The organism is Pseudomonas sp. 18058, from assembly GCF_902706155.1.
GTDB lineage: Bacteria > Pseudomonadota > Gammaproteobacteria > Pseudomonadales > Pseudomonadaceae > Aquipseudomonas > Aquipseudomonas rustica.
Genome location: NZ_CACSJY010000008.1, coordinates 100,513 through 124,868 on the forward strand (window position 1 = coordinate 100,513; position 24,356 = coordinate 124,868).

The window sequence follows — 24,356 nt, forward strand, 5'->3', positions numbered from 1 at the left end:
GGCTTTTGCCGCTTTCGCAGGCTTGGCCGGCGCTTCAGCGACTTCCACCACTTCAGCGTTCTCGACAGGCTCGGCCGGTGCGTTGATCAGCTCCGACAGCGCGTCAGGCTGGCTCTTGAACGCTCGGGCGAACACATCGCGATTCTTCGCCATATAGATCCCGGCTTCTTCCACTTGCTGTTCAGTCAGGGACGGAACGGCTTTTTGCAGGACATCGGCCAGATATTCGGCCAGTTCGAGCATTTTGTCATGACGGTCAGCTTCGGCTTTATCCATGAACAAGCGCTCCAGATCTCGGCTGCTGCGGTATACCACTTCGACGGCCATTCACCACCTCACATGCCTTCACATTAAGTTGTCTTGACGACTACTGTATCCATATACAGCGAAAAGGATAAGCGAATCCCTGCGCCATGGGTAGTGGGATTTTAATGTAGACCGGATTTAGGGTTTGTCAGTGGGATCGTGTTGGGGCCATTCGCGAGCAGGCTCGCTCCCACAGGGATCGTGCAAACCCGAGGCCTGCGACCAAACGCCACGGCGCGGGTTTGGTGATGGCTCGCCATGATGGCGTGGCCTCTTTTCTGCATGAAAACCGTTACGTGCAGAAAACCGTCACGTCCAACGCGCATCATCCGCTCGCATCGAGCTAAGGAACATCATCGTGAAAATAAACTGGGCCGAGAAACTGCGGCAAAACGTGCATCAACTGGCCGAGTCCCTGGGCAACCTGTTCGTCGAAACCTTTCACTATCTGGCGCTGTTTGCCATCGGTGCGGTGACGGCATACGCCGCGGTGATGGAGTTTCTCGGGATGCTCGAGGAAGGCCACATCAAGATCGATGACATTCTGCTGCTGTTCATCTATCTCGAATTGGGCGCGATGGTCGGGATTTATTTCAAGACCAACCACATGCCGGTGCGCTTCCTGATCTACGTGGCGATCACTGCGCTGACGCGCCTGTTGATCTCCAACGTCTCGCACCACAACCCGCCGGACATGGGCATCATCTACCTGTGCGGCGGGATTCTGCTGCTGGCGCTGGCGATTCTGGTGGTGCGTTACGCCTCGTCACAATTTCCCTCGGTGAAAATCGAGAAACCACAGCGCACCCTCGGTACAGGTTCCAGCGAGCATCCCGAGGTCGAGAAGGGCGAGCTTTAAAGTCCGGCCGCTGGTCGGGGCTGATCAATGATTTTTTGCGGTGGCGGGGTCAGTCCGTCGCCGCTGGTCATCGATTCGAGGATCGCCATGGCGCTGTGGCCCTGTTCGATGGCGATGCCGAATTGAATGCTCTGCACCAGCCGTTTAAGGCGTGCGGGATCGTTGCGTTGTTCGGCGCTGATCATGCGTTTGGCCACGATCCGGCCGTTGTTGGACAAGGTCAGCATGATGCTGCCGTCCAGCCCTTGAATGCTCAGGTTGATCTGATAGTCCGGCGCAAAGGCATCGGTAATGATCTGAAATGGATTGTCCATGATGCGTCACCGCCTGATTGAACGTGCAGTTGTTGACCGGCCGTGATCGGGTTGGTTCGCCAGACCTGATCACCGGCCATTCCGTGGCCATTCGCGAATTGCTCGTGTAGGAGCTGCCGCAGGCTGCGATCTTTTGATCTTCGGTGTTTTGATTTCAGTCATGAAGATCAAAAGATCGCAGCCTTCGGCAGCTCCAACGGGGAGTTTGCAAGGGACATGCCGGAAAAATTGTCGAACAATGAACACGGCGATAAAAAAGGCGAGCCACGGGGCTCGCCTTTTTTTATCGCGCGGTTTCAGGGCAGAACTGCGCAGATGACCGCTGACAGTGCAATCGCGATCAGCACTCCACCCAGTTCACCGCCAGGCCGCCGCGCGACGTTTCTTTGTACTTGTCGTGCATGTCTGCGCCGGTATCGCGCATGGTGCGGATGACCCGATCGAGAGAGATGAAGTGATTGCCGTCGCCGCGCAGGGCCATTTGCGTGGCGTTGATCGCTTTCACCGCCGCGATCGCGTTGCGCTCGATGCACGGCACTTGCACCAGCCCGCCGACCGGGTCGCAGGTCAGGCCGAGGTTGTGTTCCAGACCGATTTCGGCGGCGTTTTCCAATTGCTCCGGAGTGGCGCCGAGCACGTCAGCCAGACCCGCAGCGGCCATTGCGCAGGCCGAGCCGACTTCGCCCTGACAACCCACTTCGGCACCGGAGATCGAGGCATTTTTCTTACACAAAATACCGACGGCGGCCGCGCCGAGAAAGAACGCGACGACATCGTCGTCAGACGCGTCCGGATTGAATTTCATGTAGTAGTGCAGAACCGCCGGAATGATCCCCGCAGCGCCGTTGGTCGGCGCAGTAACCATGCGCCCGCCCGCCGCGTTTTCTTCGTTCACCGCGAGGGCGAACAGATTCACCCATTCCATTGCCGACAAGGTCGAGCTGATCACATTCGGTTTGCCGATTTCCAACAGGCTGCGGTGCAATTTCGCCGCACGACGCGGCACATTGAGACCGCCGGGCAGAATGCCTTCATGGCGCAAACCTTGTTCGACGCACTCACGCATCACCGACCAGATGCGCAACAGGCCCTGACGGATTTCGGCGTCGCTGCGCCAGGCGCGCTCGTTGGCCATCATCAGCTCGGACACCCGCAGGCCGTGCTTTTTGCACAACGACAGCAGTTCGGCGGCGCTGGAAAAATCGTACGGCAGCACCACGTCGCCGGCCGGGGCGACACCCGACTCGGCTTCCGCCGCTTCGACGATGAAACCACCGCCGACCGAGTAGTACGTTTGCTCAAGCAGCACGTCGGTTTCGCCAAAGGCTGTCAGCGACATGGCGTTGGGGTGGTAGGGCAGGCTCTCGTCGAGCAGTAGGAGATCTTCCTGCCAGTTGAAGGCAATCGCGCGTTGACCGGCGAGGGACAGTTGGCCTGATTCACGCAATTGCTGGATGCGCGGGTCGATGGTCGACGGATCAATGCTGTCTGGCCATTCGCCCATCAGGCCCATGACCGTGGCGCGATCGGTGGCGTGACCGACGCCAGTAGCGGAAAGCGAGCCGTACAGGCGGATTTCCACGCGCCGCACATCATTGAGTAACCGCTGGTCGATCAGCGCCTGAGCGAAGGTCGCGGCGGCGCGCATCGGGCCGACGGTGTGGGAACTGGACGGGCCGATGCCGACTTTGAAAAGATCGAAAACACTGATAGCCATACTAAAGCCTTGCAAGTCATGGAGTAGGAATCGCCGCCATTTTTTGTAGGCCAAGCGCAATGTCGGCGATACTGCCTCTCTCGGTCTGACGTGACCAACGAAACTTCCTAAGACAGCCTTTAGCAGGACTAAACGATGAGTCGTCAATTGCACGCACAGACCTATGTCTGGCTGCAGGTGTTTTCCTGTGCCGCGCGGCACCTGTCATTCACCCGTTGCGCGGAAGAGCTGCACATCACCCCGGGCGCCGTCAGCCAGCAAATCCGCCAACTGGAAGAGCGCCTTGGCTTTCGTTTGTTTCATCGGCGTGCGCGGGGTGTGGAACTGAGCGCGGAAGGGCAGCGGCTGGCGATCACGGTCAACGAGGCGTACGGCAGCATCGATGCGGAATTACGTCGACTCGATGCCGGGATGATCAGCGGCACGCTGCGGGTACGCTCGATTCCATCGTTTCTGAGCAAATGGCTGACGCCACGCTTGCCGCGCCTGCAACAGCGTTTTCCGGATATCCAGTTGCGACTGGTGGCGGAGGACAGCAGCGTGCCGTTGCATGAAGGCGACTTCGATCTGGCGATCGATCTCAACGACGGCAGCTATCCGGGATTGTTATCCACAGCCTTGCTCGATGAGCAGATTTTCCCGGTGTGCGCGCCGAGCCTGCTACGCGGGCGCCCACCGCTGCACGGGCCGGCGGATCTGGGGCATTTCCCGCTGCTGCACGACATCACCGCCTGGCGCGGCAGTTATGAATACGCGGAGTGGGAGTTTTATCTCAACGCGATCGGCTTCGAGGGCGCCGACGTACGGCGCGGGCACACCTTCAACCGCAATCACCTGACCATCGAAGCGGCGATTGCCGGCATGGGTGTGGCGATTGCCCGGCGCACATTGCTTAACGATGAGCTGGAGCGGGGCGCGTTGATCGTGCCGTTCGGCTTGTCGGTGCCCAATCACAAACGTTACGTGTTGCTCTATGCGCCAGGGGCGCTGAGCCATCCGGGCGTGCGTGCGGTGCATGATTGGCTGGTCGAAGAGGCGGGGATTTTTCGCAGCTTGCACCCGTTGAACGACGGGCAATTGTGAGCAGATTTTGCCGGGTTGCGAGGCGACCCAACTCCCGACCTTACCAGCGCTTTACCCGGTTGTCCGGCTTTTTTGCGAATGAATATTTATCTTTTCTCAGGGGTTGAAATGTTCGGCAGTCGGGCCGATTGTTGTAACCAAGGGGTCAGGAAATTCAATTCAGGCCCCTCGCGAGCTAGCTGAAATAAGGGATGAACTATGCAAATCCAAGTCAACAGCGATAACCATGTTCAAGGCAGTAAACGACTGGAGGAGTGGGTACGTACAACCATTGAGAGCACGCTCGACCGTTATGAGGAAGACCTGACCCGTGTCGAAGTCCATCTGAGCGACGAGAACGGTGACAAACCAGGACCGCATGACATGCGCTGCCAACTGGAAGCGCGGCCAAAAGGCCATCAACCGATTTCCGTGACCCACAAAGCCGATTCGCTGGAACAGGCGATCGACGGCGCTGCCGAAAAACTCGAGCACGCCCTAGAGCACCTCTTCGGCAAACTGCGAGGTAAACCACGCGCCGCTGTAGTGCCCTTCACCGGCAAGGCCAACGACAAGCTGTTGGCGGAAGAATTTGACGAGAATGAACAGGCAGCGATCAACAGTTGATGCGCTGATTTTATAAGCCAACCTGATGAGAACGGGCCTGCGAATGCAGGCCCGTTTTTTTTGTGTTGTGGGATGGTTTTGGGTATGGCTGCAGAAAGCAGCCCCTCACCCCAGCCCTCTCCCGAGGGAGAGGGAGCCGGTTTTTGTTGTTTTCAAAACTTGAGTTCGGCTCGATATTGCATGTCGGCGTAACCCGCCAGAACAACTCGGTCAGTCCCCTCTCCCTCCGGGAGAGGGTTAGGGTGAGGGCAATTTTCGAGCTGCCGCTATTCGTATGATCTGCTCCAGTACGTTATCCATCTGCTGGAGTACCTCCAGATTGCTGAAACGTACGACCTCAATGCCTTGCTGGTACAAATAGAGAGTTCGACGCTGATCATGAATCAATCCCGACGTTTCAAAGTGCTGCCCACCGTCCAGCTCAATCACCAATTTCAGCTCAGCACAGTAAAAATCCAGCACGTAAGGCGGGCAGGGAAACTGTCGGCGGAATTTAAGATTGGCGATTTGGCGGGAGCGTAATCTCTGCCAGAGCAGGAGTTCGCAGTCGGTTTGGTTAGCGCGTAACTGGCGGGAGAACTGGACGAGGGTGGGGCGAGTTTGCATGCTTCACGATCCTTGTGAAGTTGATTTGATATTTCACTGTAGCCGAGAACCCTCACCAGCCCTCTCCCAGAGGGAGAGGGGGCCGATCTTAGTTGTATCAAGACTTGAGTTCGGCTCGATATTGCATGTCGGCGCAATACGCCAAAACAACGCGGTCAGTCCCCTCTCCCTCCGGGAGAGGGTTAGGGTGAGGGGCTCTTCAATCCTCAGAACGCTACTGAAGTCTGCACATAAACCGTCCGCGGTTCCCCCACATACTTGCCCTTGTTGTTGTCATCAAACGAGCGCGTGAAGTACTGCGTGTTAAAAATGTTCTTCACCCCCACCGCCACATTCAGATCCGACAACTGCGGCCCAAAGTCATACCCCGCGCGGCTGCTGAACAGCATGTAACCCGGGATCTTGCCGTTACTGCCATCCGCACTTTCCTTCGAAGTGTTGGCATTATCGGCAAACTGATCACTCTGGAAACTGCTGTCCAGATTCAACTTCCACGCCCCTTCGGTGTAACCCACACCAATCGTGCCTTTGTGCTTCGACGAGAATGGCACCCGATTACCTTTATTCGGCCCGTCTTCACGAATAGTCGCGTCAACGAAAGCGTAAGTCGCGTAAACATCGAAACCCGCCAGCGCCGGGCTCAAGTCATCCAGCGCGTAGTTGATGCTGGTCTCGATGCCCTGATGACGAGTTTCACCCCGGGCGATCACCGAATCGTTGGTCTGATTACTTTCATATTGATTGTCGAAGTTGATCAAGAACGCACCAATTTCCGCGCGCAACGCGCCATTGTCATAGCGAGTACCGAGCTCCCAGGTGCGGGCCTTTTCCGGTTTTACTTCGCCGCTGCTCACGCGGTTGGGCATCTGGCTGTACTGAACGCTGCCGAACGAGCCTTCGGTGTTGGCGTACAGATTCCAACTGTCGGTCAGGTGATACAGCACGTTCAGCGCCGGCAGCGCGGTGTTGTAGTCGCCCTCGTATTTGACGTTGGTCAGGTTGTTGGTTTGCTGCGAGTCGATCATCTCGTAGCGCACGCCCGGGGTGATTGTCCATTTGCCGATGTCGATGCGGTCGTCGACGAAGAACGCATTGGCTTCGGTGCCGCCACGGGTATCGCGGTCGTTGCGGCTGTTGGTGGTCGGGTATTCGTTGCTGGCGATCGGCGTGCGATAGCGCAGTTCGTGGCCGGCCTCGTTGATGTAGCGATAGCCGATGCCGACTTCATGGCTGGTCGGGCCGAGGTCGAAGCCTTGGGCGAAACGGGTTTCCAAGCCGCGTACCCAATACTCGCGTGGCGACAGCGAAAGGAAGCTGCCCTGATCCAGATAACCGCTGCGCAGGGTTTTGGTGAAGAAAGTATTGGCAGTGAATTCGCGGCGATCTTCCTGATAGCGATAGCCGAAGTTGAACATGGTGCGACGACCCCAGAACTGGTCTTTCGGGCGCGTCGACTGATACGGATCGGCATCGTAATCGGCAACATTCAGACCGCCGGGCATGTCAGCCTTGCCTTCGTAATACTGCGCCATGGCGTTGAAGCTGTTGGCCTCGTCGAGCTGATATTTGCCCTTGAGGATCAGGTCGTCGATTTCGGTGTCGCTGTGTTCGCGCCAATCACCGCCGCGCGTGCCGGAGTAGAGCAATGCGCCGCCGAGACCGTTGGCGTTGGTGCCGCCAGCCAGCAGGTTGGCGCTGGTCTTGAAGCCGTCGTGGCTCGACGAAGGGCTGGTCTCAGTCTGGAAGCCACCCTTGACCGTAGGCGCTTCAGGAATCGCGCGGGTGACGAAGTTGACCACGCCGCCGACGTTCTGCGGGCCGTAACGCACCGCGCCGCCGCCGCGCACCACGTCCACCGCATCCATGTTGCCCATGCTGATCGGCGCGAACGAAAGCTGCGGTTGGCCGTAAGGGGCGAACGGCACCGGGATGCCATCCATCAACACGGTCGAGCGTGCAGCCAGGCGCGGATTCAAACCACGGATGCCGAAATTCAGCGCCATGTCGTGGCTGCCGGTGCCGTTGTTTTCCGGGGCGTTGACGCCGGGGATGCGGTTGAGCACATCACGCGCCTGAGTCGCGCCTTGTCGTTCGAACTCTTCGCGGCGGATCACATCGCGCGCGCCGGGGTGTTCGAAGACGTTGATCTGCGCGGCATCGCCGAGCCAGTCGCCGACGACTTTCGAGGTGTCCAGCTCCAGCGCGGCATCGGTGATCGGTTGCAGGCTGAACGCGTTGTTACCTTCGGCGCGTGCTCGCAGACCGGTGCCTTCGAGCAGCGCATTCAAACCTTGCTCAGGCGTGAAGCTGCCTTCCAGACCCCGGCTTTGCACGCCGCTGGTGATTTGTGAACCGAAAGAAATCAGCACACCCGCTTCACGGCCAAACTGGTTGAGGGCGTTTTCCAGCGACGACGGTGCGATGTGATAAGCCTTGGCGTCGGCCGCCATCGCGGCGGGCAGTGCGCTGAAGCTCAGGCTGGCGCCGAGGACGAGATTGCGCAGGCTGCGGGCCAGTGGCGTGAGGCGGGTGGGGTGCATGGTGGATGATCCTGAGAAGGTTGAATCAAGGGGGCTTTCCTTCTCTGTCACGCCAGATCTGAAAAACGGCTCATTTATTTTTCAAGGATCAAAAGATCGCAGCCTTCGGCAGCTCCTACATTTGCAATGCATATCTCCTGTAGGAGCTGCCGAAGGCTGCGATCCTTTGATCTTGTTCCTTACACCCGCGCCTCAACGGTCACCCAATACCGGGTAAAGCGCTTCACCTTCACCGGCAAACTGATTTCCAGCAGATCAAGAATCCGCTCACTGTCGTCCAGTGGATACGTCCCGGAGATCAACAAATCAGCAACCTTCCTGTCGCAATTAAGCTGCCCGCGACGATAGCGACCGAGCTCATCGAGAAAATCCCCCAGACGCATATGCGCCGCCACCAACATGCCATCGACCCAGGCGCCACTGTTGGCATCCAGCGCTTTCGCGTCACCAACAAACGTCGAGGTAAAACTCAGTTGCCGCGCCACCGGCAGCAGCATCGGCGCACGCCCATCGGCGCTTAGTTCGACCCGCCCTTCAAACAAAGCCACCTGCGTGCGATCGGCCAATTGCCGCACATTAAGACGCGCGCCCTGGGTTTGCAGAACACCCTGCGCCGTGCGCACTTCAAACGCGTGCGACGCGGTCAGGAGCATTTCTCCCTCAAGCAAACGAATCAGACGCTGATCAATCCGCACGTCAGCTGCACTCGCCGTGTTGAGGTGCAATTGATCGCCCGCACCCAGCGCCACCTTGCGCCGTTGACCGATCGGACTGCGGTAATCGGCAAGCAACGACGGCAGCGGATTGTGCTCACGCATTCCCCAGGTCGCAGCCGAACCAGCGCCAAGAATCAGCAACAATTTCAGCGCCTGACGCCGACTGCCCGACTTCGGCCCGTTCAACGCCGCATGCGCCAGCGGTGAAGACACACCGCGCAACCGCTGATTGACCCGCTGAATGTGTTCCCACGCCCGCCGATGTTCGCTGTGCGCCTCCAGCCATTGCTGCATCGCCATCTGCTGACGCGGGCTCAAGGCGCCTTGCTGCATTTCCATCAGCCAGTGCACAGCCTGTTCGGCCACCTGCGAAGAAAAATCCGGCGCGCGATTCATAGGGCGAAGTAGCAGCGCATCGCCGCTTTGTTCAGATGACGTTTGACCGTGGCCACAGAAATGCAGAGCTCGGCGGCGATCTGTGGATAAGTCAGACCATCGATCTGCGCCAGCAAAAACGCGCGTTTGACCTGGCGCGGCAAACCGTCGAGCAACTCATCCAGCTCCATCAGGGTTTGCAGGATGATCGCTTTGTGTTCTTCCGACGGCGCGAGCATTTCCGGCATCTGCGCGAGAGTGTCGAGATAGGCGCGCTCCAGATCCTGACGGCGGTAGTGATTGAACAACACGCGCTTGGCGAGGGTGGTGAGGAACGCGCGCGGCTCGATGATCACCGGCGGTTCGCGAGCGGTCAGCACTTTGATGAAGGTGTCTTGCGCCAGATCCGCCGCGCTGTCCGGGCAGCCGAGTTTGCGCCGCAGCCAGCCGGTCAGCCAGTTGTGGTGGGCCTGATAGAGCGATTCGACGGGATGGGCGGACGACAACGGTGACTCCGGGCGTTTTGTTGACGCGGTAGAGAGGTGCGTTAGAGAACAAGAACTGTTCGCATTGTAGGGTGCGCTGACGGTGTCCGGCAATCAGATGCTTTTGCGTATGAGAATATTTATCATTAATATTGCTCGACTGTTGTTCGGCTTGTCGGCCGGACGTTTTCGTTTCAGGGTCGAAACATGAAAGCCAAACTCGCCACACTTCCCATGTCCTATCGTCTGGCCGTTACCTCGCGGGTGCTGGCGGCGGTGTTTGGCGGCTATCTGGTCGCGGCGCTGGCCAGTGTCACCCTGACAATGTGGTTGCCGCTCAACCGCGCCGAAGCCGTGGTGACCGGCATGACCGTCTCGTTTCTGGTCTATCTGGTGGCGGTGTTGTGGTGCTTTGCCTGCCGCACGGCGTGGTCGGCGTGGGTCGGTTTGCTAGTGCCGAGCGTGATTCTGGCGACCATCTCCGGCGCTGCTCGCGGGTTGGGCTTTGCATGAAAGAGGGTTTTCGCCAGGCCATGGCCTGGTTGCACACGTGGGTCGGGCTGGTGTTCGGCTGGTTGCTGTTCGCGATTTTTCTGACCGGCACGCTGGCCTATTTCAATGATGAAACCACGCACTGGATGCAGCCTGAAATTCCCTCGCGACCGTTGAATGCCGAGGCGAGCCTGGCGCTGGCGCAAAATTATCTACAGCAACATGCCACCGGCGCCTCGCGCTGGTTGATCGACTTGCCCGACGCCCGTGATCCCGGCCTGACCGTGCGCTGGCAGCAGTCGCCGGGCAAACCCGGCGAGCGCGGCCGCTTCGAATCGAAAACCCTCGACGCGCAAACCGGCAGCGAAGTGCAGGGCCGCGAAAGCATGGGCGGCGAGTTCTTCTACCGCTTCCACTTTCAGCTGCAAATGCCCTATCCGTGGGGACGCTGGCTGGCGACGATCGCCGCGATGGTGATGTTCGTCGCGCTGATCACCGGGATCATCACCCACAAAAAAATCTTCAAAGACTTCTTCACTTTCCGTCCGCGCAAAGGCCAGCGCTCCTGGCTCGACGGGCATAACGCAGTCGGCGTGCTGGTGCTGCCGTTTCACCTGATGATCACCTACAGCAGCCTGGTGATTTTCATGTCGATGGTCATGCCGGCGAGCATTTTGGCGTCGTACGGCAGCGACGTGAATAAGTTTTACGATGGAGTATTCCCAGCCTCGAATACCCCGGAACGCGCCAACACTCCTCAGGCGCTGGCACCCATGGCACCGCTGTTGGCCAAGGCCAGCGAACAATGGTCGGGCGGCCATACGGCGCGACTGTCGGTGAACAATCCGGGCGACGCCAATGCGACGGTGGTGCTGTCGCGTGCCGGCGACCGCGTGGTGCACGATTTCGGCCGTGCGGTGACGTTCAATGGCGTCAGCGGGCAGATGCTCGGCAGCACACAGAATCAGCCGATGGCCATGGCGGTCGGCGGCGCTTTTTATGGGTTGCACATGGGCCACTTCGCCGGCCCGGTGCTGCGCTGGCTGTACTTCATTTGCGGGCTCGCCGGCACGGCGATGATCGGCACCGGGCTGGTGATCTGGCTCGGCAAGCGTCAGCTGAAACACGCGAAGAGCGGTGTGATGCCGTTCGAACTGCGGCTGGTTGAAGTGCTGAACATCGCCAGCATGGCCGGGCTGGTGACGGCGATCGCGGTTTTTTTCCTGGCCAATCGTCTGCTGCCGACAGGTCTGGCCGGACGTGCGGATTGGGAAGTGAATGCGTTCTTTATCGCCTGGGGTTTGAGCGTGGTTCACGCGCTGTTGCGACCGGGGCGCAAGGCGTGGGTCGAGCAGCTGGCGTGCGGCGCGTTGCTGTTTACTGCCGTGCCGGTAATCAACGCGCTGACCACGCCGTGGAATCTCGCTGCAACCCTGACGCAGGGCGATTGGACGCTCGCCGGTTTCGATCTGACCTGCTTCGCCACCGGCGTGTTTCTGGCGTGGGCCGCATGGAAAATGCAACGCGCCGCCAGCACCGTCAGCGTGAAAAATCCTCGTCGCGAAAAGGCTCGGGCGATCACCCTTGAGCAGGGAGCGAACTGATGTTGCTGGCGCTGCTGCTGTGCTATGCCGGGTTCACCGCGTTGTGTCTGTCGATGCCGCGACATCACGATGAATTGCTTGGCCACAAACCTTCGGCCTCGCGTCGTCAGGCGCTGAAAATCGGCGGATGGTTGTTGCTGTGTTTGTCGCTGTGGGCGGCGGTGACGGTCAATGGCTGGAGCTTTGGCTTGGTCGACTGGTTCGCCGTGCTGATGCTCAGCGCATTGACGCTGGTGTTGCTGATGCCGTATCGCCCGCGTCTGGCGTTGGCGCTCGCCGGGCTGAGTCTGTTGGCCAGCCCGGTGGCGGCATGGGCGCAGTGCTGACGTGCTGATAGGTCTCCCTCCGGAATCCCGCGACGACGAACCGCGCGGGGCGCGTGCGCATTTTCTCCAGGTGTTTCTGTCCCAGCGTTCGCAGATGGAAGCGCTGGTGAATCGGCGCGTCGGCTGCCGGGCGACGGCGGCGGATCTGGTGCAGGATTTGTTTCTGCGTTTCTGGCGGCGGCCGCTGGTGCAAGTCGAAGAGCTCAGCACTTATCTTTTACGTTGCGCCGGCAACATCGCCATCGACCATTTGCGCAGCGAAGGTACGCGCTCGCGAGTCAATGAAGGCTGGCAACCGGATGAGCCGCACAGCCACGGCAGCGAGCCGCAAGCCGCGCTCGAAGCGGGCAATGATCTGCGTCACGTCGAAGCCGCGTTGCGTGCATTGCCCGAGCGCACCCGACAGATCTTTTTGCTCAATCGCATCCACGGTCGCAAGTACGCCGACATCGCCAAAGCCATGGGCCTGTCCCAAAGTGCCGTGGAAAAACATATGATGCGCGCCCTCGAGGCCTGTAAGGCCAGCCTGCGCGAACCCGCGCCACGTCTGCCAGGGAAAGCACCGTGAAGCCAACCGATTACGTCACCCCGACACCGGCTCAGGAGCAGGCTGCATTCGCCTGGCTGAGCCTGTTGCATGATCGGCCAAGCGCGGGCGATCAACTCACCTTCAGCCAATGGCTGCGTGCCGATCCGGCGCACGTCGAGGCGTACGCGCAGGCGCAAGTGGTCTGGGAGCTGAGCGAAGGCCCGGCGCGAACATTGGCCGATGAAGACGCTTTGGCGCTGCAGGATTATCTCGATGCGATGGATCGACCGCGTCGTCCGCAGCTGTTGCGGTGGTCGGGTGCGCTGGCGATGGCCGCGTGTCTGTTGTTGATGATCAGCCTTGGCACCGGGTGGCAGCCGCAGCGCTGGATTGATGATCTGGGGGCGGATTACGTTTCCGCGCCGGGGGAAATTCGCACGGTGACGTTGGCCGATCAATCGCAAGTCACCCTCGATGCTGACAGTGCGATTGCAGTGGATTTCAGCCGGGGTGAGCGGCATGTGCAGTTGCTCCGTGGCGCCGGATTTTTCACGGTTACGCACACCGGTGAGCCGTTTGTGGTCGAGGCCGAAAAGGGCCAGGCGCGGGTGCTTGGGACGCGATTTGAAGTGCGACTGCAAGCGCATGGCGCGCAGGTGACGGTGTTGTCCGGGCGTGTCGGGGTGACGGCGGATCGTGATGGCGAACAGCAGATTCTCACGGCCGGGCAGCAAGTCGCTTACGGCGCGGGATCGGCGGAAGAACTGCATGCCGTGGACAGCAAGGCGCAACTGGCCTGGCGGCAGGGTTGGCTGACGTATTACAAGTCGACGCTGGGGGACGTGGTGGAGGATTTGCGCCGGTATTATCCGGGGCGGATTGTGCTGCTCAATGATGAGCTGGCGGCGCGCAAGGTCAGTGGCAGTTTTCCGAGCAAGGATCCGCAGGCGGTGTTGAATTCTTTGCAGGGGGTGTTGGGGTTTGAGCAGCATCAGGTGTTGGGGCATTTGATTATTTTGCGTTGAGGCAAAGTCAAAAGATCGCAGCCTTCGGCAGCTCCTACATTGAAATGCGATCCCCTGTAGGAGCTGCCGAAGGCTGCGATCTTTTGATCTGAAAAAATATTTTCAAATTGTGATGAGGTAAACCCAGGCCCCATCCGTGTAGTGACTGAAACTGCGAGTCATTCGCATCCGTTGCGGTTCTACACAGGTCATGAGTCATGAAGTCCAGGGCAAAATCGGGTTCGGTCAAACAGTGGTTAGGCGTGTCGGCGTTGAGCTTTTCGGCGTTGGCGCTGTTGCCGATGAGTGTGGCGCGCGCCGCTGAAACCGTCAGCAGCCAGCCGCAAAAGCAGTTCACGTTCAGCCTGGCCGCCAAACCGCTGCCGCAAGCCTTGAGCGATTTCAGCCGCGTCACCGGGCAGAGCGTGGTCTACACCGACGAAGCGCCGTACGGCCTCACCGCCCCGCCGGTCAACGGCCAGATGAGCGCGGAACAGGCCCTGCAAAAGTTGCTCACAGGTTCCGGTCTGAGTTTCCGCCGCACCGACAGCCACACCCTGGCACTGGAGCCGCAGCCCACCGCAGGCGCGCTGAACCTCGGCGCCACCACCATCACTTCGATGCGCGACGATTCGTTGAGTTATCAGCCGCCGGAAACCAGTTCGGTGATGCGCTCGTCGGCCTCGCTGCAAGAAGTCCCGCAGACCGTCAACGTCATCCCGGCGCAGGTCATCCGCGATCAGGCGCCGCGCAATCTCGACGACGCACTGGCCAACGTCAGCGGCATCACTCAGGGCAACACCTTGGGCAGCACGCAGGACTCGGTGATGACCCGCGGTTTCGGCGACAACCGTAACGGCTCGATCATGCGCGACGGCATGCCAATCGTGCAGGGCCGAGGCATGAACGCCACGGTCGATCGCGTTGAAGTGCTCAAAGGCCCGGCGTCGTTGCTCTACGGGATTCAAGACCCCGGCGGTGTGGTCAACATGGTCAGCAAGAAGCCGGAACTGGCGCAATACAACGCGCTGACCCTGCGCGGCTCGACCTACGGCGACGGCAAGAATGGCAGCGGCGGCACTTTCGACAGCACCGGTGCGCTGGGCGATTCCGGGCTGGCCTATCGCATGGTGCTCGATCACGAAGACGAAGATTACTGGCGCAATTTCGGCACGCTCCGCCAAACCCTGATCGCGCCTTCGCTGGTCTGGTTCGGCGAAAGCACCAAGCTGTTGTTCGCCTACGAGCATCGCGAATTTCTCACGCCGTTCGACCGTGGCACGTTGATCGATCCGCGCACCAATCATCCGCTGGATATCTCGCGCAACGAGCGCCTCGACGAGCCGTTCAACAACATGGAAGGGCGTTCGGATCTCTATCACTTCGAAGCCGACCACGAACTCAACGACGACTGGAAAGCCCATTTCGGCTACAGCTGGAACCGCGAAACCTACGACGCCAGCCAAGTACGCGTCACCGCCATCGACACCAAAAAAGGCACGCTGACCCGCAGCATGGACGGCACACAAAACGCGATCAGCACCGACCGTTTCACCACCGCCAGCCTCGAAGGCAAGGTCAACGTGTTGGGCATGCAGCATGACCTGGTGTTCGGCGTCGACGATGAGTACCGCAAGATCTACCGCGCCGACCTGATCCGTCAGAAAAGCCTGAGCACCTTCAGCTACGTCAATCCGGTGTATGGCCGTGAAGTCGAAGGCACCACGGTCAGTGCCGCCGACAGCGCGCAGACCGATGAACTGCGCAGCGATTCGATCTTTATGCAGGACTCGATTCACCTCACCGATCAATGGATTCTGGTCGCCGGCGGGCGCTTTCAGGAGTACGACCAGTACGCCGGCAAAGGCGTGCCGTTCAAGGCCAACACCGACAGTAACGGGCAGAAATGGGTGCCGCGCGCGGGGCTGGTGTATCGCTACACCGACGCTTTGTCGTTCTACGGCAGCTACACCGAATCGTTCAAACCCAACTCGACCATCGCCCCGCTGAGCGGCAGCAGCAGCGTGCTCGACGGCAGCATCGCGCCGGAAGAAGCCAAGTCGTGGGAGCTGGGCGCGCGCCTCGATCTGCCAGGACAAGTCACCGGCAACATTGCATTGTTCGACATCAAAAAGCGCAACGTTTTGGTGGCCAATGCTGAAGGCCCAACGACGATTTACAGCGCCGCCGGCGAAGTGCGGTCGCGCGGTCTGGAACTGGATTTGAGCGGTCAGTTGAGCGAGCGCTGGAGCATGATCGGCAGCTACGCCTACACCGATGCCGAAGTCACGGAAGACCCGGACTACAAAGGCAAGCGCCTGCAAAACGTGGCGAAGAATAGCGGCTCATTGTCGGCGGTGTATGACTTCGGCAGCTTGATCGGTGGCGATCAATTGCGCGTCGGTGCCGGGGCGCGGTATGTCGGTGAGCGGGCGGGTAACGCGGTGAATGATTTTGATCTGCCGAGCTATACCGTGGCGGATGCGTTTGCGACTTACGACACCCAGGTTGAAGGGCAGAAGGTCAAGTTTCAGCTGAATGTGAAGAACCTGTTTGATCGCACTTATTACACGTCGGCGGCGAGCCGGTTCTTTGTGTCGATGGGGGATTCGCGGCAGGTTTCGTTGTCCAGCACGTTGGAGTTTTAAGTCAAAATCAAAAGCCCCTCACCCTAACCCTCTCCCGGAGGGAGAGGGGACTGACCGAGGTGTCTTGCGCGATACGGCGACCTGAAACACCGAATTGATTATGGATTCAGAAAAGTACTTTCAGGTCGGTGTAATGCTTGAGCATCCCCCAATCGGCTCCCTCTCCCTCCGGGAGAGGGCTGGGGTGAGGGGAACCAGGCCTCAACGCAAAAACGCCTGCCGATACTCCCCCGGCGTGCCGCCCAACACCTGCTTGAATCGATTGGTAAAGTGGCTCGCACTGGCAAACCCGCAAGCCAAAGCAATCTCCCCCAATGGCAACGCCGTACCGCGCAATAACGCCCGCGCCCGATCCAGACGTCGCGCCAGCACGTACTGATGCGGCGGCAAGCCAAAGCTCATCCGAAACATCCGCGCAAAGTGATATTCCGACAACGAACATAATCCGGCGAGTTGCCCAAGGCTGATCGGCTCGGCCAACTGGCTGTCGATGAACTCCACCAATTGCCGACGCTGATGCGGCGCCAGCCCACCCTTCAAACGCAAACCCTGACGCGCGCCAACCTGGCTGAGCAAAGTGTGGCTGATCAATTCGTGAGCAATGCTACTGGTCAGCAAACGCTCGGCAGGCTCGGCCCAGTTCAACGTCAGCAGTTGCCGAAAGCGCTGTGCCTGTTGCGGATCTTCAAGAAAAGTCTGCTCGCGCAATTGCATCTCACGCGGTTCACGATCCAGCAGCGTGACGCAACCGAGGGCGAATTGTTCAGCGCTGAAATACAGGTGCGCCAAACGAATATCACCGTTGATCACCCAGCCCGATTCGTGATCGGCGGGCAGGATGCACAGCTTGTCCGGCCCGCCTTTTTGCCCCGGCTGGCCGCGACGAAAAGTGCCGGTGCCGCCAGCGATGTAGCAGGACAGCGTGTGATGGCTCGGCGCTTCGTATTCCTGCGCGTCGTGATGGTTGGTCCACAAAGCTGCAGACAAGCCGTCACCGAGCTCGGCGCTGTGCACAAGGCGTGCGTTCGGCGAGCGGTTGAGGGCTTGAAAGACTTGCAGGTTATCGATTGCGGCCATGATCGGTTCTCTCCAACGCCTTGCATCCTACTCCGTAGACTTCGCGCTGCCAGCCCACTGCCGGACAAAAGCGCAAGAATCTGCAAGCGCCCAGGGCAAGCCTCGGCAGACACTCATGGCCTATTGAGGAGTAAGCGCCATGAACCTGTCGTTGTATTTGCTGACCGTGCTGATCTGGGGCACTACCTGGATTGCCTTGAAATGGCAGTTGGGGGTGGTGGCGATTCCGGTGTCGATTGTTTATCGATTTGGCCTCGCGGCGCTGGTGCTGTTTGTGTTGTTGCTGCTCAGCCGTCGGTTGCAACCGATGAACCGTCGCGGTCATTTGATTTGTGTGGCGCAGGGCTTGTGCCTGTTTTGTGTGAACTTCATGTGTTTTCTGACGGCGAGCCAGTGGATCCCCAGCGGTCTGGTGGCGGTGGTGTTTTCCACCGCAACTTTGTGGAATGCATTGAATGCGCGGGTGTTCTTTGGGCAGCGCATCGCGCGCAATGTATTGATGGGCGGGGCGCTGGGGCTGTTCGGTCTGGGCATGTTGTTCTGGCCCGAACTGGCCGGGCATCAGGCCAGTCCGCAAACCTTGTTGGGACTGGGTCTGGCGTTGTGTGGCACCTTGTGTTTTTCGGCGGGCAACATGCTGTCGAGCCTGCAGCAGAAGGCGGGCCTCAAGCCGCTGACCACCAATGCCTGGGGCATGGCGTATGGCGCGGCGATGCTGTCGGTGTGGTGCCTGGTCAAAGGCATTCCGTTCGACATGGACTGGTCGCCGCGTTACGTCGGCGCGCTGCTTTACTTGGTCATCCCAGGCTCGGTGATCGGCTTTACCGCTTACCTGACGCTGGTCGGCCGCATGGGCCCGGAGCGCGCGGCGTATTGCACGGTGCTGTTCCCCGTGGTCGCGCTTAACGTTTCGGCGTTTGCCGAAGGTTATCAGTGGACGGCGCCGGCGCTGGTCGGGCTGGTGTTGGTGATGTTGGGTAACGTGTTGGTGTTTCGTAAACCGAAAACAGTCTTGGTTCCGCCGCACGGTAAGTTGGCTTGATATGAAAGAGCGCTGTTGATCAGCGCTCGACTTTCAAAGTGATGTAAATCATCACCGGGAAGATGAAGTCGACGATATGTCGAGCCCAGTCTTTTGCATTCCATGATTGCGAAGTGTCCATGTCGAACCATTCGACGCCGACGGTTTGCAGGCAGACGTAATAGATGAAGATGGCAACCAGTATGCCCATGATCGAAAACTTCTTGGCTTCATGGAAAGCGTCCGCCGAGTCATTGACCTTACGGTACAAGTGATAGGTGCCCATCAGGCAGAGCACGGTGTACGTGACCTCCATCGTAATGATGAACCAGTAGATCCGGTGGTGCAGATACGGTGAGTCGATCGCCCGGTACAGAATGTTTTCGTTGGCGGTGGTGGTGTCCATGCTCAGGATGTGAGCAACGTATTCGTAGTTTGAATTGTAGTCGGTAACGTTATGGGTGATCACTAACAGGCCAAAGAAGCTGATGTAGGCCATCAAGATAACTTTGCTGTAGCGGATAAGTTTTTCGGTGGTCATGTTGTTCAAGGTGTTCGCTCTCCATAGCGCGTTATCGTTAATTCGATAGTGTGGAGAGCTTATAACGCTTGACTTTTATTAGGGCTAAAGTTGGATTTCAAGTTGTGTAGTCAAGTTGTGTAGTCAAGTTGTGGCGGGCAAGTGCAAGTTTTGCACTTGCCCGTTTTTTTTATCCGCGCCAGACTTGTGGGTTGACCAGATCCTGCGGGCGTTCGCCGAGCAAGGCGCTGCGCAGGTTGGCGAGGGCACGGTTGGCCATGGCTTCGCGGGTTTCGTTGGTTGCGGAGCCAATGTGCGGCAGGGTCACGGCGTTTTTCAGCTGGAACAGTGGCGATTCGGCCAGCGGTTCTTTTTCGTAGACGTCCAGACCGGCGCCGCGAATGCGGTTGTTTTGCAGGGCTTCGATCAGCGCGGGTTCGTCGACCACCGGGCCACGGGAGATATTGACGAGGATGGCGCTTGGTTTCATCAGGGCCAGTTCGCGGTGGCTGATGAGGTGGCGGGTTTTCTCGCTGAGTGGCACGACCAGGCAGACGAAGTCGGCTTCGGCCAGCAGTTGGTCGAGGCTGCGAAATTGGGCGCCGAGTTGTTGTTCGAGTTCGGTCTTGCGGCTGTTGCCGCTGTAGATGATCGGCATGTTGAAGCCGAGGTGGCCACGGCGGGCGATGGCGGCGCCGATGTTGCCCATGCCGACGATGCCGAGGGTTTTGCCGTGTACGTCGCTGCCGAACAGTGGGGCGCCGACGCTGGCTTGCCATTGGCCGGCCTTGATCCAGGCGTCGAGTTCGGCGACGCGGCGGGCGCTGCTCATGATCAGTGCGAAGGCGAGGTCGGCGGTGCTTTCGGTGAGGACGTCGGGGGTGTTGGTGAGCATGATGCCGCGTTGGTTGAAGTAGTCGAGGTCGTAGTTGTCGTAGCCGACGGAGACGCTGGAGACGACTTCGAGTTTGGTCGCGGTTTCGAGTTGGGCCTGGCCGAGTTTGCGGCCGACGCCGATGAGGCCGTGGGCGTGGGGCAGGGCTTCGTTGAATTGGGCGTTGATGTCGCCGGTTTTTGGGTTGGGGACGATGACGTCGAACTCTTGTTGCAGGCGTTCGATCATTGGCGGGGTGATGCGGCTGAAGGCCAGTACAGTCTTTTTCATTGCTGAGGGCTCGACGGGCTTGATTGCAAGCAAGCTAACATTTTCTCGCTTTGATTGTCTCGGGGGGGCTTGGCGGCCTTTGGGCCGACCATGTTCTTGGGGGGTTGGGTGTATATCCGTTTTTTTGGTGATGGCGGATTGAGGTTTCGCCCTTACGGCGAGTCACCTTTTCCAAACGCCGAAAAGGTAACCGAAAAGGCTTTGCTCCTGCGTTCGGCCCGCTCGCTGGGGCTCGGGGTTCCTTCGTTGCGGGATTGATCCGGGCGCAGCGCCTCCGGTTTGCTTCGCTGCACCTCCTCTCGCTGTGTTTGGCTGCGCCAAACGGTCGCTGCGCTCCCACCCCCGGATCAATCCCTCCACTCAGCCTTCCGACGTCGCCCGTGGATCAAGATCAAGAGCAGGCGAGCTGACACTCGGCCTATTGAGTGGTGAAGAGCACAGCGCGCACGGTTTTAGTTTTTGTGGTGCTCTTGCCCCTCACCCCAGCCCTCTCCCGAGGGAGAGGGAGCCGATTTGTGAGCCTTTTAAAATCTGAGTTCGACGCGGTATTTCACGTCGGCGTCTTTCTCCCAAACTCCTCGGTCAGTCCCCTCTCCCTCCGGGAGAGGGTTAGGGTGAGGGGCTATTGATTCAGGCTTTGAAGCTCAAGTTCGGCTCGGTATTTCACGTCGGCGTCATTCGTCCAAACACCTCGGTCAGTCCCCTCTCCCTCTGGGAGAGGGTTAGGGTGAGGGGCTTTTCAGTTGTGTGCTGGGGTTTGGGCTATTTCGTGGTTATCCAGCGCGCGATTCACGGCCAGTTCGGCGAGCATGATGATTTGCTGGATCGCCAGAATCGTTCTTCGCTGCGGGAGTTCGATGTAGGCGGCGATGTCGCTGGTCATGAGGCTGGCTTGGGCCAGTGATTCGCAGGCGTGAACCAGCAGGCTTTCGCTGTCCTGATCCGGGGCGACCTGGAACATGGTGCTGGGTTTGTGGAAGCGCAGGGTGAGTGCGTTGGGTTTGAGGTAGTGGTCGAGGGCGCGTTCGGCGGCTTCGTGGAATCTTTTTGAGCCGGGGAATTCGTAGGGGGTGGTGTCGTCGAGCTCGGGGGGATTCGGTGTTGGTTTGATCATGGTGAAGCTCCATTCGGGAAGTGGAGTTCGCCAAGCACTGCGACCAAGCAATAGGGTGGCGAACCGTACGCGGGTTGGTCGACCAGGGAATGGAAACCCGGCAGAGCCGAAGCTCTCCCACGCACGGCTCGCCATTAAGCAAGCTTGATAAGTGCGCCATTCTAAACCCGAGCGACCAAGCCCGGTCGCTGATTCGTCAGCGACACCCAAAGCCTATCCACCTCGCTTCCGACGGACAACCGACGCGTCCTGTCGGAAACATCCGCGAAATCCCCGTTCTGTAGGAGCTGCCGTAGGCTGCGATCTTTTGATTTTTAAACAAGAAGATCAAAAGATCGCAGCCTGCGGCAGCTCCTACAGGGGCGTGGTGTGTTTAAAGGTCAGTTGGCGACTCGGGCGCCGGCGAGGGTGCCGCTGAGTTCGTAGGCGGCCAGTTCGGCTTGGTGTGCGGCGAGGATTTCTGGCAACGACCCGCGCAGGTATTCAACCCAGGTTTTGATCTTCGCATCCAGATATTGCCGCGACGGGTAGATCGCATACAGGTTCAATTCCTGCGAGCGGTAGTTCGGCATCACCCGCACCAGCGTGCCGTTGCGCAAGCCTTCAATCGCCGCATACACCGGCAGCACACCCAGGCCCATGCCGCTGATGATCGCGGTTTTCATCGCGTCGGCGGAGTTCACCAGAAACGGTGAGCTGTTAATGGTGACCACTTCCTGGCCTTCCGGGCCGTCGAACGCCCATTTTTCCAAAGGGATCACCGGGCTGACCAGGCGCAGGCAGGCGTGGTTGAGCAGGTCGCTGGGTTTTTGCGCGGCGCCGTTGGCTTTCACATAGGCCGGCGAGGCGCAGACGATGCTGTAGGTGATGCCCAGTCGCTGCGAAACAAAACCGGAATCTGGCAGTTCGCTGGCGAGCACGATGGACACGTCGTAGCCCTCGTCGAGCAGGTCCGGCACGCGGTTGGCCAGGGTCAGGTCGAAGGTCACGTCCGGGTGGGTTTTGCGGTAGCGGGCGATGGCATCGATGACGAAGTGCTGGCCGATGCCGGTCATGGTGTGCACTTTCAACTGCCCGGCCGGGCGCGCGTGGGCGTCGCTGGCTTCGGCTTCGGCCTCTTCGACGTAGGCGAGGATCTGTTCGCAGCGCAGCAGGTAGCGTTTGCCCGCTTCGGTGAGGGCGATGCGCCGGGTGGTGCGGTTGAGCAAGCGGGTTTGCAGGTGGGCTTCCAGGTTGGAGACCGCGCGCGAGACGTTGGCGGTGGTGGTGTCGAGTTGCACGGCGGCGGCGGTGAAGCTGCCGGCTTCGGCGACGCAACTGAAGGCGCGCATGTTTTGCAAAGTGTCCATGGGGTGCTCTCAAGGGAGATGGCAAATTGTGACACGAAGTTTCGGGGGCTGAGACCCCCGACCAAGGGATTATCTCGTTAACCGTAACAAAGATTCACAGAAATCCCAGCTTATCGCCGCACAGGGCCTTCCATAGAATTGCGCCGATCCCTGTAGGAGCTGCCGAAGGCTGCGATCTTTTGATTTTGGTTTAAGGGAATCAAGATCAAAAGATCGCAGCCTGCGGCAGCTCCTACAGAGAACACGCCCCGCCTTATCCTCTTCTCAGGAATTCGCAGCTGTGCCGCGTCGCATCAACAGAGCGCTTTTGCCGCTCAGTGTTCTGGCTTTTACCCTGGGTCTCAGCGGCTGTATCTCAACTGACGGAATTGCCCCGCAGGGCAAGGCGTTGGAGGCCAATTCACTGGCCACCGACGACGCCATCGCTCACGCCGCCCGTGACGCCAACTGGCCCACCGCGCAATGGTGGCAAGCCTACGGCGACCCGCAACTGAATCGCTGGATCGACCTCGCCGTGCAAGGCAGCCCGAGCATGGCCATGGCCGCTGCGCGAGTGCGCCAGGCGAAAGCCATGGCCGGTGTCGCCGAAGCGGCCGAGTCGTTGCAGATCAATGGCGAGTCGACGTTAAAACGCCACAATTGGCCGACCGATCAGTTCTACGGCCCCGGCGATCTGGCCAACACCACGACCTGGGATAACAACGCTGCGCTGGGTTTCAGCTACGCCCTCGACCTCTGGGGCCGCGAAAGCAATAGCAGCGAGCGCGCGGTGGATCTGGCGCACATGAGCGCGGCCGAAGCGCGACTGGCGCAGCTGGAATTGCAGAACAACATCGTCCGCGCCTACATCGAACTGTCGCTGCATTACGCCCAGCGCGACATCGTCGCGGCGACGCTCAAGCAGCAACAGCAGATTCTCGATCTGGCGCAGAAGCGTTTGAACGGCGGGATCGGCACGCACTTCGAAGTCAGCCAGGCCGAGACGCCGCTGCCGGAAACCCATCGGCAAATCGATGCGCTGGATGAAGAGATCGCCCTCAGTCGTAATCAACTTGCCGCGCTGGCGGGTAAAGGGCCGGGGGAGGGTGCGCAGTTGCAGCGTCCGACTTTGTCCCTTGGCGCTGAGTTGAAACTGCCGTCGGCTTTGCCGGCCGAATTGCTCGGTCAGCGGCCCGATGTGGTCGCCAGTCGCTGGCAAGTCGCGGCGCAGGCGCGCGGGATCGACGTGGCGCATGCCGGGTTTTATCCCAATGTCGATTTGGTCGGCAGCCTCGGCTACATGGCCACCGGTGGCGGCGCGCTGGAGTTTTTGACCGGCAAGAAACTCAACTACAACGTCGGCCCGGCGATCTCGCTGCCGATCTTTGACGGTGGGCGTTTGCGTGCCGAACTCGGTGAAGCCTCCGCCGGTTACGACATCGCCGTGGCGCATTACAACCAGACGCTGGTGAATGCGCTGAAGAACATTTCCGACCAGTTGATCCGCCGCGAATCGATGGACAAGCAGCAAGGCTTTGCCGCCGAGTCGGTGGCGACGGCGCAGAAAACCTACGACATCGCGATGATCGCTTATCAGCGTGGGCTCACCGATTACCTCAACGTGCTCAATGCGCAGACGTTGCTGTTCAAGCAACAGCAAGTGCAGCAGCAGGTGCAGGCGGCGCGTCTGAGTGCGCATGCCGAACTGGTGACTGCGTTGGGTGGTGGTCTTGGCGCTGGCAACGATGTGCCGAGCTCTGAACAGACAGCGGCCCCGAAAACCCCGGTATTCCTGCGTTGAACACAAAACCAATTGTAGGAGTGAGCCTGCTCGCGATGCGGCCCTATCAACTGACATTTATGTTGGCTGATACACCGCCATCGCGAGCAGGCTCACTCCTACAGGGATCGCGTTTTACCT

At 59.5% G+C, this 24,356-nt stretch carries 22 protein-coding genes and 1 pseudogene; 11 read left to right on the forward strand and 12 right to left on the reverse strand.

Annotation, left to right across the window (positions count from 1 at the left end):
- Positions 1-72: 72 nt before the first annotated feature.
- Positions 73-327 (reverse strand): annotated as a pseudogene (locus GVL50_RS06640) (YebG family protein); the annotation flags it as partial.
- Between the two features lie 337 nt (positions 328-664).
- Here GVL50_RS06640 and GVL50_RS06645 point away from each other — a divergent pair.
- A complete protein-coding gene (locus GVL50_RS06645; RefSeq protein WP_053117232.1) occupies positions 665-1,165 on the forward strand; it encodes a phosphate-starvation-inducible protein PsiE in 501 nt (166 codons plus the stop codon).
- Here GVL50_RS06645 and GVL50_RS06650 read toward each other — a convergent pair.
- Both GVL50_RS06650 and GVL50_RS06655 read right to left on the reverse strand, forming a co-directional pair.
- On the reverse strand, positions 1,162-1,479 hold the full coding sequence (locus tag GVL50_RS06650) for a DUF3509 domain-containing protein (RefSeq protein ID WP_053117234.1): 318 nt from the start codon (positions 1,477-1,479) through the stop codon (positions 1,162-1,164). The genes GVL50_RS06645 and GVL50_RS06650 overlap by 4 nt on opposite strands.
- A 340-nt stretch (positions 1,480-1,819) precedes the next feature.
- On the reverse strand, positions 1,820-3,196 hold the full coding sequence (locus GVL50_RS06655; protein ID WP_159812190.1) for an L-serine ammonia-lyase: 1,377 nt from the start codon (positions 3,194-3,196) through the stop codon (positions 1,820-1,822).
- Between the two features lie 135 nt (positions 3,197-3,331).
- On the opposite strand from GVL50_RS06655, the gene GVL50_RS06660 reads away from it, so the two are divergent.
- Both GVL50_RS06660 and GVL50_RS06665 read left to right on the forward strand, forming a co-directional pair.
- Positions 3,332-4,279, forward strand: a complete 948-nt coding sequence (locus GVL50_RS06660) for a LysR substrate-binding domain-containing protein (RefSeq protein WP_159812191.1) — start codon at positions 3,332-3,334, stop codon at positions 4,277-4,279.
- Positions 4,280-4,477: 198 nt separating this feature from the next.
- Positions 4,478-4,885: an HPF/RaiA family ribosome-associated protein gene (locus GVL50_RS06665; protein ID WP_053117239.1), complete on the forward strand. Its 408-nt coding sequence runs from the start codon at positions 4,478-4,480 to the stop codon at positions 4,883-4,885.
- A 237-nt stretch (positions 4,886-5,122) separates the two neighbouring features.
- On the opposite strand, the gene GVL50_RS06670 is transcribed toward GVL50_RS06665, so the two are convergent.
- The 4 genes from GVL50_RS06670 to GVL50_RS06685 form a co-directional block, all read right to left on the reverse strand.
- Positions 5,123-5,491, reverse strand: a complete 369-nt coding sequence (locus GVL50_RS06670; protein ID WP_159812192.1) for an endonuclease domain-containing protein — start codon at positions 5,489-5,491, stop codon at positions 5,123-5,125.
- A 206-nt stretch (positions 5,492-5,697) separates the two neighbouring features.
- Complete coding sequence (fecA, locus tag GVL50_RS06675; RefSeq protein WP_159812193.1) at positions 5,698-8,031, reverse strand: TonB-dependent Fe(3+) dicitrate receptor FecA; 2,334 nt, start codon at positions 8,029-8,031, stop codon at positions 5,698-5,700.
- Positions 8,032-8,210: 179 nt separating this feature from the next.
- The gene (locus GVL50_RS06680) at positions 8,211-9,143 is read right to left on the reverse strand and encodes a DUF4880 domain-containing protein (RefSeq protein ID WP_159812194.1); all 933 of its coding nucleotides are present in this window, start codon (positions 9,141-9,143) and stop codon (positions 8,211-8,213) included.
- Complete coding sequence (locus tag GVL50_RS06685; RefSeq protein ID WP_159812195.1) at positions 9,140-9,628, reverse strand: sigma-70 family RNA polymerase sigma factor; 489 nt, start codon at positions 9,626-9,628, stop codon at positions 9,140-9,142. Before GVL50_RS06685 ends, GVL50_RS06680 begins: the two co-directional genes overlap by 4 nt.
- Positions 9,629-9,814: 186 nt before the next feature.
- Here GVL50_RS06685 and GVL50_RS06690 point away from each other — a divergent pair, with 186 nt between their 5' ends.
- The 6 genes from GVL50_RS06690 to GVL50_RS06715 all read left to right on the forward strand — a co-directional run bounded on the left by GVL50_RS06690 (position 9,815) and on the right by GVL50_RS06715 (position 16,210).
- Positions 9,815-10,120, forward strand: coding sequence for a DUF3649 domain-containing protein (locus GVL50_RS06690; protein ID WP_053117249.1), 306 nt, complete (start codon positions 9,815-9,817; stop codon positions 10,118-10,120).
- A complete protein-coding gene (locus GVL50_RS06695) occupies positions 10,117-11,703 on the forward strand; it encodes a PepSY domain-containing protein (RefSeq protein ID WP_159812196.1) in 1,587 nt (528 codons plus the stop codon). Before GVL50_RS06690 ends, GVL50_RS06695 begins: the two co-directional genes overlap by 4 nt.
- Positions 11,703-12,029: a DUF3325 domain-containing protein gene (locus tag GVL50_RS06700; RefSeq protein ID WP_053117253.1), complete on the forward strand. Its 327-nt coding sequence runs from the start codon at positions 11,703-11,705 to the stop codon at positions 12,027-12,029. The genes GVL50_RS06695 and GVL50_RS06700 overlap by 1 nt, the downstream gene beginning before the upstream one ends.
- A 1-nt stretch (position 12,030) precedes the next feature.
- Positions 12,031-12,597 carry an RNA polymerase sigma factor gene (locus GVL50_RS06705; protein ID WP_053117255.1) on the forward strand — a complete coding sequence of 189 codons (567 nt, stop codon included), beginning with the start codon at positions 12,031-12,033 and terminating at the stop codon, positions 12,595-12,597.
- A complete protein-coding gene (locus GVL50_RS06710; RefSeq protein WP_159812197.1) occupies positions 12,594-13,583 on the forward strand; it encodes a FecR family protein in 990 nt (329 codons plus the stop codon). Before GVL50_RS06705 ends, GVL50_RS06710 begins: the two co-directional genes overlap by 4 nt.
- A gap of 197 nt (positions 13,584-13,780) precedes the next feature.
- A complete protein-coding gene (locus GVL50_RS06715) occupies positions 13,781-16,210 on the forward strand; it encodes a TonB-dependent receptor (RefSeq protein WP_159812198.1) in 2,430 nt (809 codons plus the stop codon).
- A 201-nt stretch (positions 16,211-16,411) separates the two neighbouring features.
- Here the strand turns inward: GVL50_RS06715 and GVL50_RS06720 are convergent, their stop codons facing one another.
- The gene (locus GVL50_RS06720; RefSeq protein WP_159812199.1) at positions 16,412-17,287 is read right to left on the reverse strand and encodes an AraC family transcriptional regulator; all 876 of its coding nucleotides are present in this window, start codon (positions 17,285-17,287) and stop codon (positions 16,412-16,414) included.
- Between the two features lie 139 nt (positions 17,288-17,426).
- Between GVL50_RS06720 and GVL50_RS06725 the strand changes: the two genes are divergently transcribed.
- The gene (locus tag GVL50_RS06725) at positions 17,427-18,329 is read left to right on the forward strand and encodes a DMT family transporter (protein ID WP_159812200.1); all 903 of its coding nucleotides are present in this window, start codon (positions 17,427-17,429) and stop codon (positions 18,327-18,329) included.
- A 19-nt stretch (positions 18,330-18,348) separates the two neighbouring features.
- Here the strand turns inward: GVL50_RS06725 and GVL50_RS06730 are convergent, their stop codons facing one another.
- The 4 genes from GVL50_RS06730 to GVL50_RS06745 all read right to left on the reverse strand — a co-directional run bounded on the left by GVL50_RS06730 (position 18,349) and on the right by GVL50_RS06745 (position 22,456).
- Positions 18,349-18,858 (reverse strand): DUF2165 family protein, encoded by a 510-nt coding sequence (locus GVL50_RS06730; RefSeq protein ID WP_159812201.1) that lies wholly within the window; start codon positions 18,856-18,858, stop codon positions 18,349-18,351.
- A gap of 160 nt (positions 18,859-19,018) precedes the next feature.
- The gene (locus GVL50_RS06735; protein ID WP_159812202.1) at positions 19,019-19,993 is read right to left on the reverse strand and encodes a D-glycerate dehydrogenase; all 975 of its coding nucleotides are present in this window, start codon (positions 19,991-19,993) and stop codon (positions 19,019-19,021) included.
- Between the two features lie 739 nt (positions 19,994-20,732).
- A complete protein-coding gene (locus GVL50_RS06740; protein WP_159812203.1) occupies positions 20,733-21,107 on the reverse strand; it encodes a DUF6124 family protein in 375 nt (124 codons plus the stop codon).
- Between the two features lie 380 nt (positions 21,108-21,487).
- Positions 21,488-22,456 (reverse strand): LysR family transcriptional regulator, encoded by a 969-nt coding sequence (locus GVL50_RS06745; protein WP_008088899.1) that lies wholly within the window; start codon positions 22,454-22,456, stop codon positions 21,488-21,490.
- A 280-nt stretch (positions 22,457-22,736) separates the two neighbouring features.
- Between GVL50_RS06745 and GVL50_RS06750 the strand changes: the two genes are divergently transcribed.
- Positions 22,737-24,236, forward strand: a complete 1,500-nt coding sequence (locus GVL50_RS06750) for an efflux transporter outer membrane subunit (RefSeq protein ID WP_159812204.1) — start codon at positions 22,737-22,739, stop codon at positions 24,234-24,236.
- Positions 24,237-24,356 lie beyond the last annotated feature (120 nt).